Below are 15,986 nucleotides of genomic sequence, written 5' to 3' on the forward strand. Positions count from 1 at the left end.
CGACCGCTGGCAGGGCTTCAGATCGCATTCAAAATCACCGCGCAGGCTTCCCGGATTTGTTCCTCGGTGATGATCAGGGGCGGAGCAATGCGCATCGAGTTGTCGCAGAACAGGAACCAGTCGGTGATGACTCCGCCTTCGATAGCCCGGTCAATAACCGGTTTGAGTACGTCAAAACTTTCAAATTCAGCCGCCAGCATCAGCCCCTTGCCCCGAACTTCCCGGATGGCGGGGTGTACGAGCAATTGCCGGAATAGTTGTCCTTTCGCTTCGGCCTGTTCATAAAGCGTTTCGTCCTGCACAACGCGCAGAGTCGCCAGCGAGGCCGCTGCGCAAACCGGGTGACCACCAAACGTCGTGATGTGGCCCAGAATGGGGTTGGTTTTGAACACACCCATAATCTCGGGCGAACTGATAAAAGCCCCGATGGGCATACCGCCCCCCATGCCTTTGGCGCAAACCAGCACATCCGGCACTATATCGAAACCCTCGAACGCCCAGAACGTGCCGGTTCGGCCGAAACCGGTTTGAATTTCATCGAAAACCAGCAACGCGCCGACCTCCGTACACCGTTGCCGAACCGCATGCAAATAGGCGGGGTCGGGCACCCGAACGCCCGCTTCGCCCTGGACTACTTCCATGATCACGGCCGCCGTTCGCTGGGTGATGTGCGCCAGATGCTGCCAGTTGCCGTGCTGAATGTGCCGGATGCCGGGCAAAAGGGGCCGAAAACTCCGCTTGAAATTTTCGCTGCCCGAGAGTGACAGAGCCCCCTGCGTGGCACCGTGGTAGGCATTGAAACAGGAAATGATCTCATTCCGGCGCGTAAACCGTTTGGCTAGTTTCATCGTGCCTTCGATGGCTTCCGTGCCCGAATTGGTAAAATAGACATGGCTCAGGGGCGCGGGAAGGGTTTGCGCCAGGGCCTGCGCCAGTTCAACCTGGGGCGACTGCACATATTCGCCATACACCATCAGGTGAAGGTACTTGTCGAGCTGTTCCTGAATGGCCGCCAACACGCGCGGGTGCCGGTGGCCGACATTGCTGACACCAATGCCCGAGATCAGGTCGATGTAGCGGTTTTCGGGTCCGTACAGGTAAATGCCTTCGGCCCGCTCAATTTCGAGCGCCAGCGGAAAGTCGGACGTTTGGGCAACGTGCTGGAAAAACAGTTGCCGATGGGTTACTAAGGGGTTGGTCGTCAATCGAAATAGTTATTAGCCGGTATAAAAATACACCATTTCAACACTTGGGCGAAACCGCTAAGTTTCCTACCTTTCGTAAATACTCAATTGGGTGCCTATGAAGCTATTTTACCTGTCTGTATTTCTGGTATTTTGGGGAATTTCGAGCAGTTGGTCGCAGGATGTATACTACGAACCCGGTCAGGCTCACATTCCCGGTACCTACGATTTTGTCCTGAAAAATGGCAACATTATCCGCGGACAGTTCGTTCGCCGGGATAGTGTGTCATACCTGATTCGGACTAAAAAAGAAGGGGATCAACTTCTGCCCATTCACGATATTCTCCGGGCGGACCTAGTGGGAGGGACGCTCCGCAGCGGACCCGACTTTCCGAACGGGTTTCCGTTTCGGCTATATTTCATGCCTACGGCTTACAATCTTGAAAAACGAAGCCTGTATTTTCAAAGCAGCTACGTGCTGTTCAGTCGGCTCGACGTTGGGATTACCAAACACTGGAGCGTAGGCACGACATTTCAGACCCTGAGTCCACAGAATTTCCACACGGTCTCGACCAAGCTGGGCACCCGGCTGACGTCCCGCAGCCACATTGCCCTGAACATGCAATACATCGGGATTCGGCTAAACGAACGATTGCTAACCAAAATCGGACTGGCTCAGGGCATTGTTACGGTTGGCAATTCCGACCGCAATATTACAGTGGGGGCGGGGGTGACATTTTCGCGGCAGGGTATTGCATCGTCAGGGGTGGTCACGATTGGGTATGTTCGAAAAATTACCCCGGATTTAACCTTCATCAGCCAGAACAACATTTTGGTCGGTGATGCCATCGAACCGCAGTATACCTACCTGACCGGTTTGTCTTCCGCCGGGTTGCGGTTCAACCGCCGTCGTCATGCGTTCGATACCGCCCTATTACTGCCCATTTACATCAACGATGGTTTGGTCCGGACAAGCCCCGTGCCGTACCTAAGTTATATGGTGCGAATTGGGAAGTGATGATTGGATAGGAACACGGATTGGACGGATCAAAACGGATTAAATCGGTTCTAATCCGTCAAATCGGCTCAATCTGTGTTCCTATCCCTATTCTTCAAAAAAACAAACCGTACCGCCGACCCAATCGAAATCCTTGTTGAACCGCACACCGATCATTTCTCCCCGGCTCAAACGGGCCAGGTTGGTTAGGAGCGTCGGATGCGGGTCTTTGTCGTGCCAGATGTAGAGCATCCGAATTTCACACTTCACCAACCCGTCGGGCGATTGGATCACGGGCTCGTAGCTGACTTTACGCTGTAGCAGGTAATTCTGACGGTCTTCGATGGCATCCAAATCGGCTTTGGTAATGTTCAGCTTTACGCCACTCCCCGCAAACGAGAAAAGTGGTTTCAGGACGTAATTTTCCAGATCGGCCGGGTACGTTCCGAGGGTGTTCAGGTAACGACTTTCCGGCACATAGGGGCTGTTGAGCAACGGGAGCGTGTGTTTACTGATTCGGAAAAACCAGTTTGGGTGACCGACCCACTCCACATCCACGTCGTCGGTTAACGAAAAGTCGGTTTTCAAGTCTGGCAATGTCGCCAGTTCATCGAAAATCAGACGATTATAAATGCGTTTAATGTGATGGCGCTGTCCGTCTTTTTCGTAAAACAACTGTCGCCCTTCCTTCTGAATCCGGGTCAGGCAAACCGCTTCGATGCCCAGCATTTCTTCGGTTATCCGGAAATCGATGCGAGTCTTCTGTTTTTCGGGATAGATTTCCAGCAGAATCACATTCTCGGGTTGTTCCAGCCCAACGATCAACCGGCGCAGGTGCTGCCGATACGTTTCATCCGAATCGACATCGAACAAATGACTGAACCCGTCAGGAATAGGGAAGTAGTTCCGAAAATTTCCAGCCAGGTATGACTGAAATCCGTACAGGGATGGGAAGCCCTGAAGTTCAATGAGTTGAGGAGTTAAATCTCTGGTTTCATCCCGGCAAATAGCAAAATCGATGGCTAAAAACGAACTATGGTCATTTTCGTTCGGAACTCGCTGGCCCGGCGGAATAGCGGCTTCCGAAAGATCTTTGAAGTCTTCCCGGGTGATGGTTTCGATGATGGAATCGCAGGCTGCCAGCAGGCGGTTTTTCAGCGTTTTCGGAACAAAAACGGGCGTTTCGGCCACCCGAAAGTCAAGCTGCCCCGGATAATCCCGGTGAATCTGGTCTACAAAAGCCCGATACCGCTCCGGGCTAAAGGTCTCATTGTAAGCCCGACGAATGGATTCTTGCATGATGGTAAATGCTAAAACGGAACGAAAAACCACTTTCCCGGGTTGACCGTTTCGTTCGGGTGACTATTTGCAAATCAGCATACTGTGGCGCAAAAACTCCGGAATGAGGACCGATTCGGTCAGGGCTATTTTTTGCGGGTCCTGCAGCGATGCGACCATTTCATTGTATTTGGCTTCGCCGTGGTTTTCCGTAATCTGCTGCTTCTTTTCGTCCTGACTGAAATACCGTAACATGCCTTCACCGTCAGCTTCCGGGTGAAACTGAGTCCCAAAAATCTCGTCGGTAAACCGGACGGCCATGATGGCACGTTCCAACTTCACATGCGGGCGGATTTTCTCCAGACACAATACCTTCGCATCCAGTTTGCCTATTCGCTCCCAGTTCGGTTCAATCAGTTGGTAATCCCGCGAATCGACTGCAAAAAACGGGTCGGGAAGCTGCTGAAACAGCGGATACTGCTGGCCTTCGACGGTTTTATGCATCGGAAAAATGCCGAACGAAGTCGATTTCCGCTTGCTGACCGTTCCGATGCCCAGATGCCGGGACACCAGTTGGAACGAATGACAGATAAGAAACAAATACTTCTTTTGTTCGCTCGTCCGGTTGTGGGCGAATAGCTGATCGATCAACGCAAAATACGGTTCTTCCCAGGGCTCCTCGCTGGGTAACGGACTGCCGGGGCCTCCGCTCGATATATAAATGTCGTAATCCAGTCCCGGCACTTCCTGTTTGCCCCGCACGTCGAAAACCGTGTAAGCCAGTTCTACCTTTTCTTTTTGGCTCGTATTCCGAATCAATTGCAGAATACAGCGCATTCCTTCGTTCGGGACGTTATTGTACAGATCCAGAACGGCTACTTTCAGTGATTCCATAAAACTCGCACGATTCAATTGACGATGGGTCGTCCAGGAATAACTAGATCAGGCCGTGAGAAGTTTCCTCGACAATGTAATCGACAACGCGTTTCAAATCATTGGTTTGGCGAAAAACCGCCAGTTGCCGGTCGGCGCCGGTGCCCATTTCGAGAATGGTTTTTACGTATTCGATTTCCTTGCGGCTGTCGAGTTCATCCACCACATCGTCGATAAACTCCAGTAGCTCCTGCGCCAGGGTATGGTACGGCACTTCTTCCTGCTTGCCGAAGTCGATCAGCTTGCCTTCGATGCCGTAGCGGGCGGCCCGCCATTTGTTTTCATTGATCAGAATCCGCCGGTAGGGGCGGAAATTCAGGTTCTGTTTTTGCAGCTTGTGAATTTTCGCTACCAACGCCTGCATCACGGCTGCCAGACAGATCGTTTCATCGACCCGCATCGGCACGTCACAAATCCGAAACTCGATAGTATTGAAAAACGGGTGCAACCGAATGTCCCACCAGATTTTCTTACCATTGTCGATGCAGTTCGTCTTGACGAGCAGGTTGATGTAGTCGTCGTATTCCGAAGCCGAGGCAAAGTAGTCGGGAATGCCCGTTCGCGGGAATTTATCGAACACCTTTGAGCGGTACGACTTAAAACCGGTATTGCGCCCACACCAGAACGGCGAATTGGTCGAGAGCGCGTAGACGTGGGGTAAAAAATACCGCACCGCATTCATGATGTGCAGCCCCTCGTTCCGGCTTTCGATTCCGACGTGCACGTGCAGCCCGAAAATCAAATTCGAGCGGGCCACATCACGCATCTCGTCGATGAGTTTATCATAGCGTTCGTTGTCGGTAATGAGCTGGTCCTGCCAATCGGAAATGGGGTGCGTTCCGGCGGCTGCGATTTTCAGGTTCTGCTTTTCGGCCAAATCCAGAATCATCTTGCGCAGGTACGTGACTTCCTGGCGGGCTTCGTGGATGTTCGTGCAGATGTTGGTGCCCACTTCCACCACGGCCTGGTGCATCTCGGATTTGACCCGTTCCTGCAAGGTTATCTGACCGCCCTCCACGATTTTCGACATGTGCGAACGCAACTCCCGCGTGACGGGGTCGATCGTCTGAAATTCTTCTTCGATTCCTAAGGTGAAAACTGGCATGAAACAGCGGGCTGATGACGAATGATTACTTGGCCTTTTTCTCTTTTTTACCGCCATTTTTAGCCGGTTCTTCCGCTTGAACGCTGGCTTTCTTCTTCGGCTTGTCGGCTTTTTTGTCTTTTTTCTTGTCGGGCAACTCTTCCGTGGATTCTACGACCTCGATTTCCGGCGAAAATCCGCGCCCCCGCGCCGAACTCTGCACGTAGGATCCCCAGGTTAGGTTATCCTGACCCGGTTTTTGGGCTTTGGCCCGGTTGATGGCCATGTTGGCAGCCGCTTCAACCACCCACTCAAAGTTGGCCTGACCGACCGAATAGATATCGGCATCCGGGGCAGGGTTACAAAAGTCGATGGCGTACGGAATGCCATCGCGCACGGCAAACTCGACGGTGTTGAAATCGTAACCGAGCGCGCGGTTGAGGGCGATGACGTAATTTTTGACGGTCGTCATCAGTTTTTTGTACGCGTCGCCGGTGGCTTTGGGTTCGGCGGCATAGCGGAGGTGGTGCGGGTTGCGCGGTTCGTAAGGCATAATCCGGACATCGTTGCCCCCAATGCAGTAACAGCGGAAATAATCGTCAAACACAATTTCTTCCTGCAACAGCATCACCAACTGCCCGGTTTCGCCGTATTTCGTCCACAGGTCGTCGGCGTTGTAGATTTTATAGACGCTTTTCCAGCCCCCGCCCGAGTGCGGTTTCATGTAAGCCGGAAAACCGATGTAGTTGAAAATAGCGTCCCAATCCATCATTTTCAGGTTTCGAAACGAATTTTCGTTGGTGTCATCGGGACGGTCTTTGGAGGGCAGCAACACGGTTTTGGGAACAGGCACATTGAGTTTCGTTGCCAGGCAGTTGTTGAAAAACTTCTCGTCTGCGCTCCACCAGAACGGGTTGTTGATGACGGCGGTGCCAGTGAGGGCCGCGTTTTTGAGGTATGCGCGGTAGAACGGCACGTCCTGCGAAATCCGGTCGATGATCACGGCGTACTCGGTGGGGTCGCCCTGCACGACTTTGTCGATGCTGACAAACTCGGCCACAATATCCGTCTCTTTTTTGCTGTTGACCCGGTCCACGAAGGCCTGCGGAAACGAATTTTCCTGTCCAAAAAGAATGCCTATTTTCTTCATAAGGTTGTCACGGGATCAGCCGTTGCGGTTTTTGATTGGTAAACGTGTGGTTAAAGCGATTTGAACTCGAATTGTTTAACGTGATGGGTGATATGCGCGACATAGTCGATGATCAGCCACGACAACGGCACGGTTTCGGCGGCATCCGGGGGCAAAACCGGCTGCTGCAAAACCGCTTCCGGAATAGACTCGGTGACATATACGATCTGCTGGTTCAAGGCCTGCCAGAGCGTCAGTAAGTGCTCCGTGGGAAGTTCCTGATAGCGATTATACACCACCGATTGAGCCTGATTATAGCGCAGAATTGGAAACGGTGCGGGCTGAAACTGGGCGTCGGTAAATCGCTTCAGGTTGTTGAGCGCCGAGTCGATGAGGTGTCCCAAAATCTCTTTCCGCGACCATTTGCCGGGTGCATGGGCCGTCAGTTCGTCGTCGTTAAACTCCCGAATCTGGTCCGGCAGCGTCTTGATGTACCGCCGGAGCTGTGCCAGTGATTCGCGGTAAGGCTGATGCAAGTGGTCGTATCCGTATTTCAAGGCGGTTTTTTCAGTTTACGGTTTTCCGGATCGGCAGGCGATTTCGTTATTCGTTATTCGATATTCGTTATTCGTTATTCGATATTTCCGAAATTTAAACTGAGAACCAAAATAACGAATATCGAATGTTGAATAACGAATATCGAAGTATTGGAAACCTACGATACCATCGATAGGTAATGCGGAAACATCTCGCGCCAGACGGGCCAGTCGTGCTCCCCCCAGGGCCGGATGTCGAGCCAGTGGTGAATGCCTTTCCGATTGAGCAACTCCGACATTCGGATGTTGTCCGGTTTGCAGAAATCGTGTTCTGACGTTCCCAGCACAATTTTCATCCGGTAAAAATGGTCATTGTGGGCATTCGGCATATAGTCGGGCGGGTTGTTAAAGTACACATTGTCGTCGTAATGCCCGTTTAAAAACGATCGAATGTCAAATTTGGCCCCCATCGACCAGAGGTAGGCTACCTTTTCGGGATGCCGGAACGCAAAGTTCAGCGCCTGAAAACCACCGAAGCTGCAACCGGCCACCCCAACTTTATCGACCTGACACTCGTGCTGCATCCACGGAATGAGTTCTTCATTGACCATGCGATCGTACCAGATGTGGTTCTGAACCCGGACCGCCGGATGCAGGTGTTTGGCGTACCAGCTATCCCGGTCGATGCTGTCAATGCAAAAAAGCTTGATTTTTCGGTTATCGATAAACCAGCGGACGGACTCAATCAGTTTAAAATCCTTGGCTTCGTAATACCGGCCCATCGTGGTCGGGAACACCAGAACCGGATAGCCCCAATCGCCATAAACCAGCATTTCAATGTCGCGGCCCAGTTGGTGCGAATACCATTTGTGGTAATCTTCGTGCAAAATATTGTTCGGTTAGTTTGCGAATGAATCAGGAGGAAATATAACCATTATTACGAATTTCCAAGAAATCTGTGTGTATTTTTGGCACTTGTCCTTTCTTTAACTAAAATCATCTTCCGGTTTTATAAGCTATTCGGTTGATCGGTAAACAGTTGTTGATGAGTACGTTATTATCTTGGAATGCAGTTACAGGTAGCGTCACGCACCGGATTGATACGGGGCTGGTTTCCGCGTTTTTGAACCGTTCGGTGCGGCTGGACGTGGTGCTGCCACCGGCTTTCGACGGCGCAGATCAGCGGTTTCCGGTTCTGTACCTCAACGACGGGCAGGATTTGGAGCGGCTTCAAATGATCTCGCGGCTTAATTCACTTTATGCCCAACAGGCTGTTCGGCCGTTTGTGCTGGTGGCCATTCACGCCAGCGACCGTATCCAGGAGTACGGCATTGCCACGCAGGCCGATTACCTGCATCGGGGGGCCAAAGCGGGTGCCTACACGAATTTTGTGCTCCAGGAACTCCTTCCGTACATTCATAAACATTATTCGGTGAGCGACGATCCGGCGCAGGCGGTTTTTGCCGGTTTTTCACTGGGCGGCTTGTCGGCTTTCGATTTGGTTTGGAACCATCCGGAGCGGTTTCGGAAAGCGGGTGTTTTCTCAGGGTCATTCTGGTGGCGGCAGCGCGGCCTGAACGACGGCTATTCCGATGCCGACCGCATCATGCACGCCCAGGTCCGAAAAACCGCCCCGCCCGTAGGTTCGTCTTTCTGGCTTCAGACCGGCACCCTCGACGAAACCGACGATCGCGACCACGACGGCGTCATCGATTCCATCGACGACACGCTGGATCTGATTGCTGAACTCGAACGGAAAGGGTTTCGCTGGGGGCAAGATGTGCGGTATGTGGAGGTTGAAGGCGGTCGGCACGATCCCGAAACCTGGGGACAGGTGATGCCGGAATTTCTAGTTTGGGCGTTTGGGTCCTAAGTCGAAATTATGTAACTAGGCTAAAAATCCTGAACCCATGCGAATCGTATTGTGCGTACCCGTGCTGGCGGCTTTGCTCGCCTGTCAACTTGTTGAGACGCCCAAACCGGCCTCCGAGCGAAAGCTAGTCTGGTCCGATGAATTTGATAAACCCGGTTTGCCCGATGCTGCCAAATGGAAATACGACGTGGGTGGACACGGTTTTGGCAATAATGAATTGCAGTACTACCTTGGTCCCCGAACTGAAAACGCCCGGGTTGAAAACGGAATCCTGATCATTGAAGCCCGGAAAGAACAGCACGAAAACCGGGCTTATACCTCTGCTAAATTAATTACGAAAGGCTTGGCTCAATGGCAGTATGGTCGGATCGATGTGCGCGCCAAACTACCGAAAGGACGCGGAACCTGGCCCGCCATCTGGATGCTAAGTGCCAAAACACCGATGAAGTGGCCCCTCGACGGCGAAATCGATATCATGGAGCATGTTGGTTTCAACGAGGACCAGATTCACGGTACTATTCATACCGAGGCTTATAATCATACGAAACACACTGAAAAAACCGGTATCAAAAAGGTGCCGGGAGCCACGCAGGACTTCCACGTTTATTCCATCGACTGGTCGGCCGACCGGATCGATTTCCTGATCGATGATGCGAAATACTTTACGATCACTAAACAGGAAACCGGCAGTAGCTACGAACAATGGCCGCTCGATCAGCCGTTCTACCTGATTCTGAACGTGGCCGTGGGCGGAAACTGGGGCGGGCAGAAAGGGGTAGATGATACCATCTGGCCACAGCGGATGGAAGTCGATTACGTGCGGGTATTTCAGTGATTGCGTTCGACCTTCCCGATTCCGATTTATAAGGTTGTCAGAAAGGTCATCGTATCCACGCCATCGGCGTAATCGTTTAGTCCGGGGCGCTGGGTCTGGCCAAGTGGCACACTGCCCGGAAAAAAACCATCTTTTGATGTTACACATTGAATCCTTTCTGCCAATCCGCTGAGTTTCTGTTCCAGCGCTTCAAGTTCGGCGTATGTCTGGTAATAAACCGTTGAAATTGGAGAGACCAAGCCTTCATTCTCGGTAACCATCAGAAAACCGTTGTCAAAGTGCGGAACGCCATTGATCAGGTAGATCGACTTGTTGTAATCGTAGTTGTTATTATACTTATGCTGTCCGGTAAAGAACGGAGCTAAGGGTTCCAGTTCCCGAAGCAAGGGCACAAAATCATAATGTTCGGGCACAAACAGCGTCGAAACGTTGCGGCAACCGAGACCGAAATAGTCCAGCATATCCCTGCCTAATGCCTGTAAATCTGCTGATGTCTCCCGGTTGGACAGCACGGCCACTGAAGAGCGGTTTCGGCGAATAATGTGCGGTTTTTTCGAAAAGTAATACTCAAAGTACCGGGCCGAGTTCGAACTGCCCGTTGCGATGTAGGCATCAGCCTGGTTCAAGCGTTCCGAGATGTGAATAAATTCGGCGAATTTGGGATTGATCTCAATGATTTTTTGTATAAAAAATTGAATTAGTACAAAATCTGGGGTACTTAGTTTCACCAGCAAGCGATGACCGCTCATCAGGACGCACAACAAATCATGAAAACCGACAGCCGGAATATTACCAGCCATAACAACCCCCACATTTTTAATAGATTCGGAAGTAACGTTATAACCTTTTATCCAGGCCGATAACTTTTCTTCATTCAGGAATTCGGTAGCGATTGCGTGCAGTGCTTTCAGGCTGTTATCGGGCGTGAACCAGGTGTTGGCGGCATACGCTTTTTCGGCAATAGCCCGCAAAACAGGCGAATTTTGCGGTTTTTGTAAATAATTACCCAACTCAACGAATGTATGGATGCGGTCAGTTAAATGCATTGAAAGTAAGAAATAAGTCTAATGAGTGAACCGGCAAAAATAAATTATAGTTTGGTGCCAACCTTTAAATAATTATATTTGTTGATTAATAGTCGAAATAATCCATCAAGCAACGGTTTCGTACGGTGCTGGTCTGCTTTCCGGTCGGTCAGATCCGTTTCGAATCATTAAATTTCTACCTGCAAATGGCAATCATGATCACAGATGAATGCATCAATTGTGGTGCCTGCGAACCCGAGTGCCCCAACACGGCCATCTACGAAGGTGGGGTGGAATGGACTTGGGGAGGAGGCACCGAATTGGATGTCGTCGATTTTGGTGATGGTACGGTCGTCAACGGGAAAGATCCGCAAAATCCGGTTTCCGACGAGTTTTATTACATTGTTTCGGACAAATGTACGGAATGCGTTGGTTTCCACGAGGAACCGCAGTGTGCGGCTGTCTGCCCGGTTGATTGCTGCGTGCCCGATCCTGACCACGAAGAAGACGAAGAGACATTATTGGCGAAAAAAGCCTGGCTTCACGCGGAAGCGGTCTAACTGACTTACCCCATACACCAGAAAATCCCGAATCGTCGATTCGGGATTTTTTTTATGCCTCTTATAAAAAGAAGTAGCCACTATAATGGTATTATTCTAATAAATAATTGAATAACCGATTTTGGTCAAACTTATAGAATATTTTAAAATAATTCATTATTTCAAAATAAGCTAAATCATCAAAAAAGGTAATAAAATTGTGAATATGTGTTTAGTTTTAAGTAACATCTGGCAATTTAATGTTAGAAACTGCCGAATTTTAGATTAAAATTTATCAAATGCTTGCAAATAATATATTCGTTAATAATATTTGTGCGTCTATTCAAACTATCAATAATCCCTCAGCAAAACCAAAGAAAATTATGAAGAAAACTATTTTACTGGTATGTTGTTCGTTTTCTTTCTTATTGTCTAAAGCGCAGGACAGTACTTCTAAGCCACCAGAGGCTGCCGTTGCCGCTGCTCCCGAAACGGGAACCGAAAACAAGGGGAAATTTACGTTTTCAGGGTATATCGATGCCTATTACACTGGTAACTTAAATAACCCCTTATCACGGAGTAATTTAGGAGCTGCCGGTACGGCCCGGGTTTTCGATCAGCGCGCCGGACAGTTCTCACTGGGACTCATCCAAACCAAAATCGGATACAGCACCGATAAAGTAGATGCCGTACTCGATCTCACATTCGGTCCAAATGCGGACTTGGGGAACTATGGAAACGTTATCGGGCCACTCGGGTCAGGAACTTCTCTCGCTGCCATCAAACAGGCTTATATTAACTGGAAAACTTCGGATAAATTTTCCATCCAGATCGGTCAATTCGGTACACACATCGGTTATGAGGTCATCGATGCCCCGGTCAACTTCAACTATTCGCTCTCCAATCTTTTCAACAACGGTCCGTTCTACCATACGGGGATCAAGGGAACGTATGCCTTCAGTGATAAAGCATCCTTGATGCTGGGGGTTGTCAACAACGTCGATAGCTGGCGAGATAACAACAAGGCCAAAGGGATCATTGGGCAATTGTTTTTCGCACCGGTATCGGGCTGGAACGTGTACCTGAACGGGATCGTCAGTAACGAAGCCAACCCGGATTCGACCGGAAAATCTGTGGACGGCATGTACACTGTATTTGACTTGACGACTACCTACCAGATTACCGAGAAATTTTACCTGGGATTGAATGCCGCCATCGGTTCGCAAAAAGAAGATTTTCAGGGATATGCACCTGTTAAAACCGGTACATCCAACTGGAGCGGAGTCGCCTTATACACCAACTATGCGATCAGCAGCAAATTTGCTCTGGGTGCCCGGTATGAATATTTCGATAACAAAGATGGCGCACGGGGGCTGCGCAACTTCAACGGCGAAGGTACCAGTGTAAATTCGATCACGATTACTGGTAACATTACAGCGGCTGACGGCAACCTGTTGATCAAGCCCGAGTTTCGGCTCGATAGCTACGCCAAACCAGGCGGTAGCAATACCGCAGAGCAACAGCAATTTGAAGACAGTGACGGCAATTACACCAAATCCTCACAATCAACGCTTGGCCTGGCTTTCATTTACAAATTCTAATTTATACGCAACCCCACACCGGTCCATCCGGGCCGAACTAACTTAATGTACAACTAAACCGTTTATCAGTACCATGCAAAAACCGTCTTACTTACCCCTTGTATTACTGCTGATTGTCAGTGTATTGGGTGTCGTTTTTCCGGCCGTTCCAACGACCATCGTCACGGAAGGAATCGATACCGGTGACACCGCCTGGATGCTCGTTTCGGCTGCATTAGTCTTGTTGATGACGCCGGGCTTAGCCTACTTCTACGGAGGGATGGTGAACAACAAAAACGTTATTTCAACGATGCTGCAAAGCTTCATTGCGATGGGGGTGATCAGTATTCTTTGGGTAGTTGTTGGTTTCAGTCTGGCTTTTGGCGAAGACATTGGGGGCTTTATCGGCAACCCGGCTACGTTCTTTATGTTCAACGGCGTACTTGATGGAAAGCCCTGGTCGCTGGCGGCTACCGTACCGCTGGTCGTTTTTGCCTTCTTCCAGTTAAAGTTTGCGATGATTACGCCCGCGCTGGTAACGGGATCCATGGCTGAGCGGATCAATTTCAAATCGTATGTTCTGTTCATGGTCCTGTTCAGCCTGGTTGTTTACACGCCCCTGGCCCACATGACCTGGCACCCGGATGGCTTCCTGTTCAAACTCGGTGTGCTCGACTTTGCCGGTGGTACGGTGGTTCACATGTCGGCTGGCTGGGCTGCGCTGGCGGGGGCTTTATACCTGAAACGCCGGAAATCGCACGCCGAATCAAACTACTTCCCACCGGCTAACATTCCGTTTGTGTTGTTGGGTACTGGGTTGCTGTGGTTCGGCTGGTTTGGTTTCAACGCCGGTTCGGCGGTGGGTGCTTCGGCTCTGGCAGCCTCGGCTTTCGCAACGACTAACACGGCTGCGGCTGCGGCTGGTTTAAGCTGGGTGCTGTTCGATGCCGCTAAAGGCAAAAAAGTATCGGCTTTAGGCTTCGCCATCGGCGCTGTAGTTGGTCTGGTTGCCATCACCCCGGCTGCCGGTTTTGTCACCATCCCGACTTCGATTTTCATCGGTACCATTGCTGCCATGATTAGCAATTTCGTGGCTCACCTGCGTACGAAATCAACGCTGGATGATACGCTGGACGTATTCCCCTGCCACGGCGTTGGCGGGATGGTCGGTATGGTAATGACCGGTATTTTTGCCACGAAAGGCGTTAACTCAGCCGTTGCCGACGAAGGTCTGGCGTTCGGAGATACGAAATTGTTCTTTACCCACATGATGGCACTGGTGATCGTATCGGTCTTTGCTTTCGCAGCTTCTTACCTGCTGCTGATCGTTACCAATGCAATCCTGCCGCTGCGGGTTAGCGAAGAAGATGAAAAAGTCGGTCTGGATATTAGCCAGCACGACGAATTCCTGGTCGACGCTTAGTCTACGATATTATGACAGAGCCACAGGGGTTGCCTGTGGTTTTGTTGTACTCGATGAAGGTATCTGTCTTTGACGGATACCTTCTTTTTTAATAATGAATGATGAATGGGCTACCGCAGCGCAGCAACTCATAATCCATTATTCATCATTAAATATGTTGTTCATAAACCTCGCATTCAGCGGCTTCCATCAGGCCGTCGGCATTGAGGCCAGTCAGCAACACTCGCTTGGGTTCGTTGATGAGGAGAGGATCGTAAATGGCCGTAACGCGGACGTAGTTTTCGGTAAAACCCTGCATCTGACCATTTTCGATATCTTCCTCGAATAAAACCGTCGCTTCACGGCCGACTTGCTGTTCGTAGAAAAACCGCTTTTTCTTATCAGAAAGAATGTGCAGCATTTTCGAACGTTCTGAACGTTTCGCCGGTGGAACAATGGGCCGGATCGTGAGGGCGTGGGTGTTTGGTCGTTCGGAGTAGGTAAAGACGTGGAAATAAGAAACCGGCAGTCCGTTCAGAAATTCATAGGTTTCCAGAAAAGCATCGTCGGTTTCGCCCGGATGGCCAACAATCACATCGACCCCAATGCAGGCATGGGGCATCAGAGCTTTGATATTCGCAACCCGGTCGGCGTAAAGTTCGCGCTTGTACCGACGACGCATCAACCCCAGTACCCGGTTGGAGCCTGATTGCAGTGGAATGTGAAAATGAGGAACAAACCGCTTCGAACTGGCCACAAATGATATGATTTCATCCGTCAACAGGTTGGGCTCAATGGACGAAATGCGGAACCGTTCGATGCCTTCAGTTTCGTCAAGCGCCCCAATCAGGTCCAGAAAGGATTCGTTCCTCTGCCCGGTTCGGGAATCAAGCCCAAAATCGCCGATGTTAACACCGGTCAGCACAATTTCTTTCACCCCACGGTCGGCAATCTCCCGGGCCGCATGAAGCACGTTGGCAATTGAATCACTCCGGCTGTTACCCCGGGCCAGCGGAATAGTGCAGTAAGCGCAGGGGTAATCGCAGCCGTCTTGCACCTTCAGAAACGTCCGGGTCCGGTCGTTGAGCGAATACGATGCGTGATAGTCGACGGCTTCTTCAATAGGCGAATTATACACCCGGGCTTTTCCGGTCGGTTCCTTGACAAAATCACCGAGCAAGTCGGCCAGCCGGAATTTTTCGGCCGCACCCAAAACCGCATCGACGCCGGGAATGGAAGCAATTTCGTCTGGTTTGAGCTGGGCGTAGCAGCCCAGTATGGCTACGTAACCATCCGGATTGATCTGATGGGCTTCCCGCACAATTTTGCGGCATTTTTTATCGGCATTGTCCGTAACCGAGCAGGTATTGATAATGAAGATGTCCGGCTTCTGATTAAATTCGACGCGTTCGTACCCTTTCTGCTCCAGGATTCGGGCCAGGGTCGAGGTTTCGGAGAAATTCAGTTTACAGCCGAGCGTATAAAATGCAACTTTTTTCATGACCTGCAAAGGTACGAAGTATTTCAGTATTCACGGATTAGTACCCACGGACTTTAGTCCATGTTCTTTACCCAGAAACTCGAATTGCAG

15 protein-coding genes are annotated in these 15,986 nt (G+C 50.6%); 6 read left to right on the forward strand and 9 right to left on the reverse strand.

Translation table 11 applies throughout. The annotated features are described in order from the left end of the window. Positions 1–17: 17 nt before the first annotated feature. The gene (locus tag ACO2Q8_RS18395; RefSeq protein WP_423346315.1) at positions 18–1,205 is read right to left on the reverse strand and encodes an aspartate aminotransferase family protein; all 1,188 of its coding nucleotides are present in this window, start codon (positions 1,203–1,205) and stop codon (positions 18–20) included. Between the two features lie 97 nt (positions 1,206–1,302). On the opposite strand from ACO2Q8_RS18395, the gene ACO2Q8_RS18400 reads away from it, so the two are divergent. Continuing rightward, entirely contained in the window at positions 1,303–2,202 is a 900-nt protein-coding gene (locus ACO2Q8_RS18400) for a hypothetical protein (protein ID WP_423346316.1), read from the forward strand. Between the two features lie 87 nt (positions 2,203–2,289). Here the strand turns inward: ACO2Q8_RS18400 and ACO2Q8_RS18405 are convergent, their stop codons facing one another. The 6 genes from ACO2Q8_RS18405 to ACO2Q8_RS18430 all read right to left on the reverse strand — a co-directional run bounded on the left by ACO2Q8_RS18405 (position 2,290) and on the right by ACO2Q8_RS18430 (position 8,028). Beyond that, complete coding sequence (locus ACO2Q8_RS18405; protein ID WP_423346317.1) at positions 2,290–3,480, reverse strand: hypothetical protein; 1,191 nt, start codon at positions 3,478–3,480, stop codon at positions 2,290–2,292. Between the two features lie 63 nt (positions 3,481–3,543). After that, the gene (locus ACO2Q8_RS18410) at positions 3,544–4,353 is read right to left on the reverse strand and encodes a type 1 glutamine amidotransferase (protein ID WP_423346318.1); all 810 of its coding nucleotides are present in this window, start codon (positions 4,351–4,353) and stop codon (positions 3,544–3,546) included. 43 nt (positions 4,354–4,396) lie between these two features. Next, on the reverse strand, positions 4,397–5,497 hold the full coding sequence (locus tag ACO2Q8_RS18415; protein WP_423346319.1) for a carboxylate-amine ligase: 1,101 nt from the start codon (positions 5,495–5,497) through the stop codon (positions 4,397–4,399). A gap of 25 nt (positions 5,498–5,522) precedes the next feature. After that, positions 5,523–6,626, reverse strand: a complete 1,104-nt coding sequence (locus ACO2Q8_RS18420; RefSeq protein ID WP_423346320.1) for an ATP-grasp domain-containing protein — start codon at positions 6,624–6,626, stop codon at positions 5,523–5,525. Positions 6,627–6,676: 50 nt separating this feature from the next. Next, positions 6,677–7,162, reverse strand: coding sequence for a DinB family protein (locus ACO2Q8_RS18425; RefSeq protein WP_423346321.1), 486 nt, complete (start codon positions 7,160–7,162; stop codon positions 6,677–6,679). A 158-nt stretch (positions 7,163–7,320) separates the two neighbouring features. Next, positions 7,321–8,028 (reverse strand): esterase family protein, encoded by a 708-nt coding sequence (locus tag ACO2Q8_RS18430; RefSeq protein WP_423346322.1) that lies wholly within the window; start codon positions 8,026–8,028, stop codon positions 7,321–7,323. A gap of 158 nt (positions 8,029–8,186) precedes the next feature. Here ACO2Q8_RS18430 and ACO2Q8_RS18435 point away from each other — a divergent pair, with 158 nt between their 5' ends. Together ACO2Q8_RS18435 and ACO2Q8_RS18440 are read left to right on the forward strand one after the other, a co-directional pair. Then, complete coding sequence (locus tag ACO2Q8_RS18435) at positions 8,187–9,014, forward strand: alpha/beta hydrolase (RefSeq protein WP_423346323.1); 828 nt, start codon at positions 8,187–8,189, stop codon at positions 9,012–9,014. Positions 9,015–9,051: 37 nt separating this feature from the next. After that, complete coding sequence (locus tag ACO2Q8_RS18440) at positions 9,052–9,849, forward strand: glycoside hydrolase family 16 protein (RefSeq protein ID WP_423346324.1); 798 nt, start codon at positions 9,052–9,054, stop codon at positions 9,847–9,849. 26 nt (positions 9,850–9,875) lie between these two features. Here ACO2Q8_RS18440 and ACO2Q8_RS18445 read toward each other — a convergent pair whose 3' ends face one another. Next, positions 9,876–10,895, reverse strand: coding sequence for an acyl-CoA reductase (locus ACO2Q8_RS18445; RefSeq protein ID WP_423346325.1), 1,020 nt, complete (start codon positions 10,893–10,895; stop codon positions 9,876–9,878). 185 nt (positions 10,896–11,080) lie between these two features. On the opposite strand from ACO2Q8_RS18445, the gene ACO2Q8_RS18450 reads away from it, so the two are divergent. The 3 genes from ACO2Q8_RS18450 to ACO2Q8_RS18460 all read left to right on the forward strand — a co-directional run bounded on the left by ACO2Q8_RS18450 (position 11,081) and on the right by ACO2Q8_RS18460 (position 14,416). Continuing rightward, the gene (locus ACO2Q8_RS18450) at positions 11,081–11,434 is read left to right on the forward strand and encodes a 4Fe-4S dicluster domain-containing protein (protein ID WP_423346326.1); all 354 of its coding nucleotides are present in this window, start codon (positions 11,081–11,083) and stop codon (positions 11,432–11,434) included. Positions 11,435–11,796: 362 nt separating this feature from the next. After that, positions 11,797–13,014 (forward strand): porin, encoded by a 1,218-nt coding sequence (locus tag ACO2Q8_RS18455; protein WP_423346476.1) that lies wholly within the window; start codon positions 11,797–11,799, stop codon positions 13,012–13,014. Between the two features lie 73 nt (positions 13,015–13,087). After that, entirely contained in the window at positions 13,088–14,416 is a 1,329-nt protein-coding gene (locus ACO2Q8_RS18460; RefSeq protein ID WP_423346327.1) for an ammonium transporter, read from the forward strand. Between the two features lie 148 nt (positions 14,417–14,564). On the opposite strand, the gene mtaB is transcribed toward ACO2Q8_RS18460, so the two are convergent. Further along, positions 14,565–15,896 (reverse strand): tRNA (N(6)-L-threonylcarbamoyladenosine(37)-C(2))-methylthiotransferase MtaB, encoded by a 1,332-nt coding sequence (gene mtaB, locus ACO2Q8_RS18465; protein WP_423346328.1) that lies wholly within the window; start codon positions 15,894–15,896, stop codon positions 14,565–14,567. Positions 15,897–15,986 lie beyond the last annotated feature (90 nt).

The sequence above is a fragment of the Larkinella sp. VNQ87 genome, from assembly GCF_049445795.1.
Taxonomy (GTDB): Bacteria; Bacteroidota; Bacteroidia; order Cytophagales; family Spirosomataceae; genus Larkinella.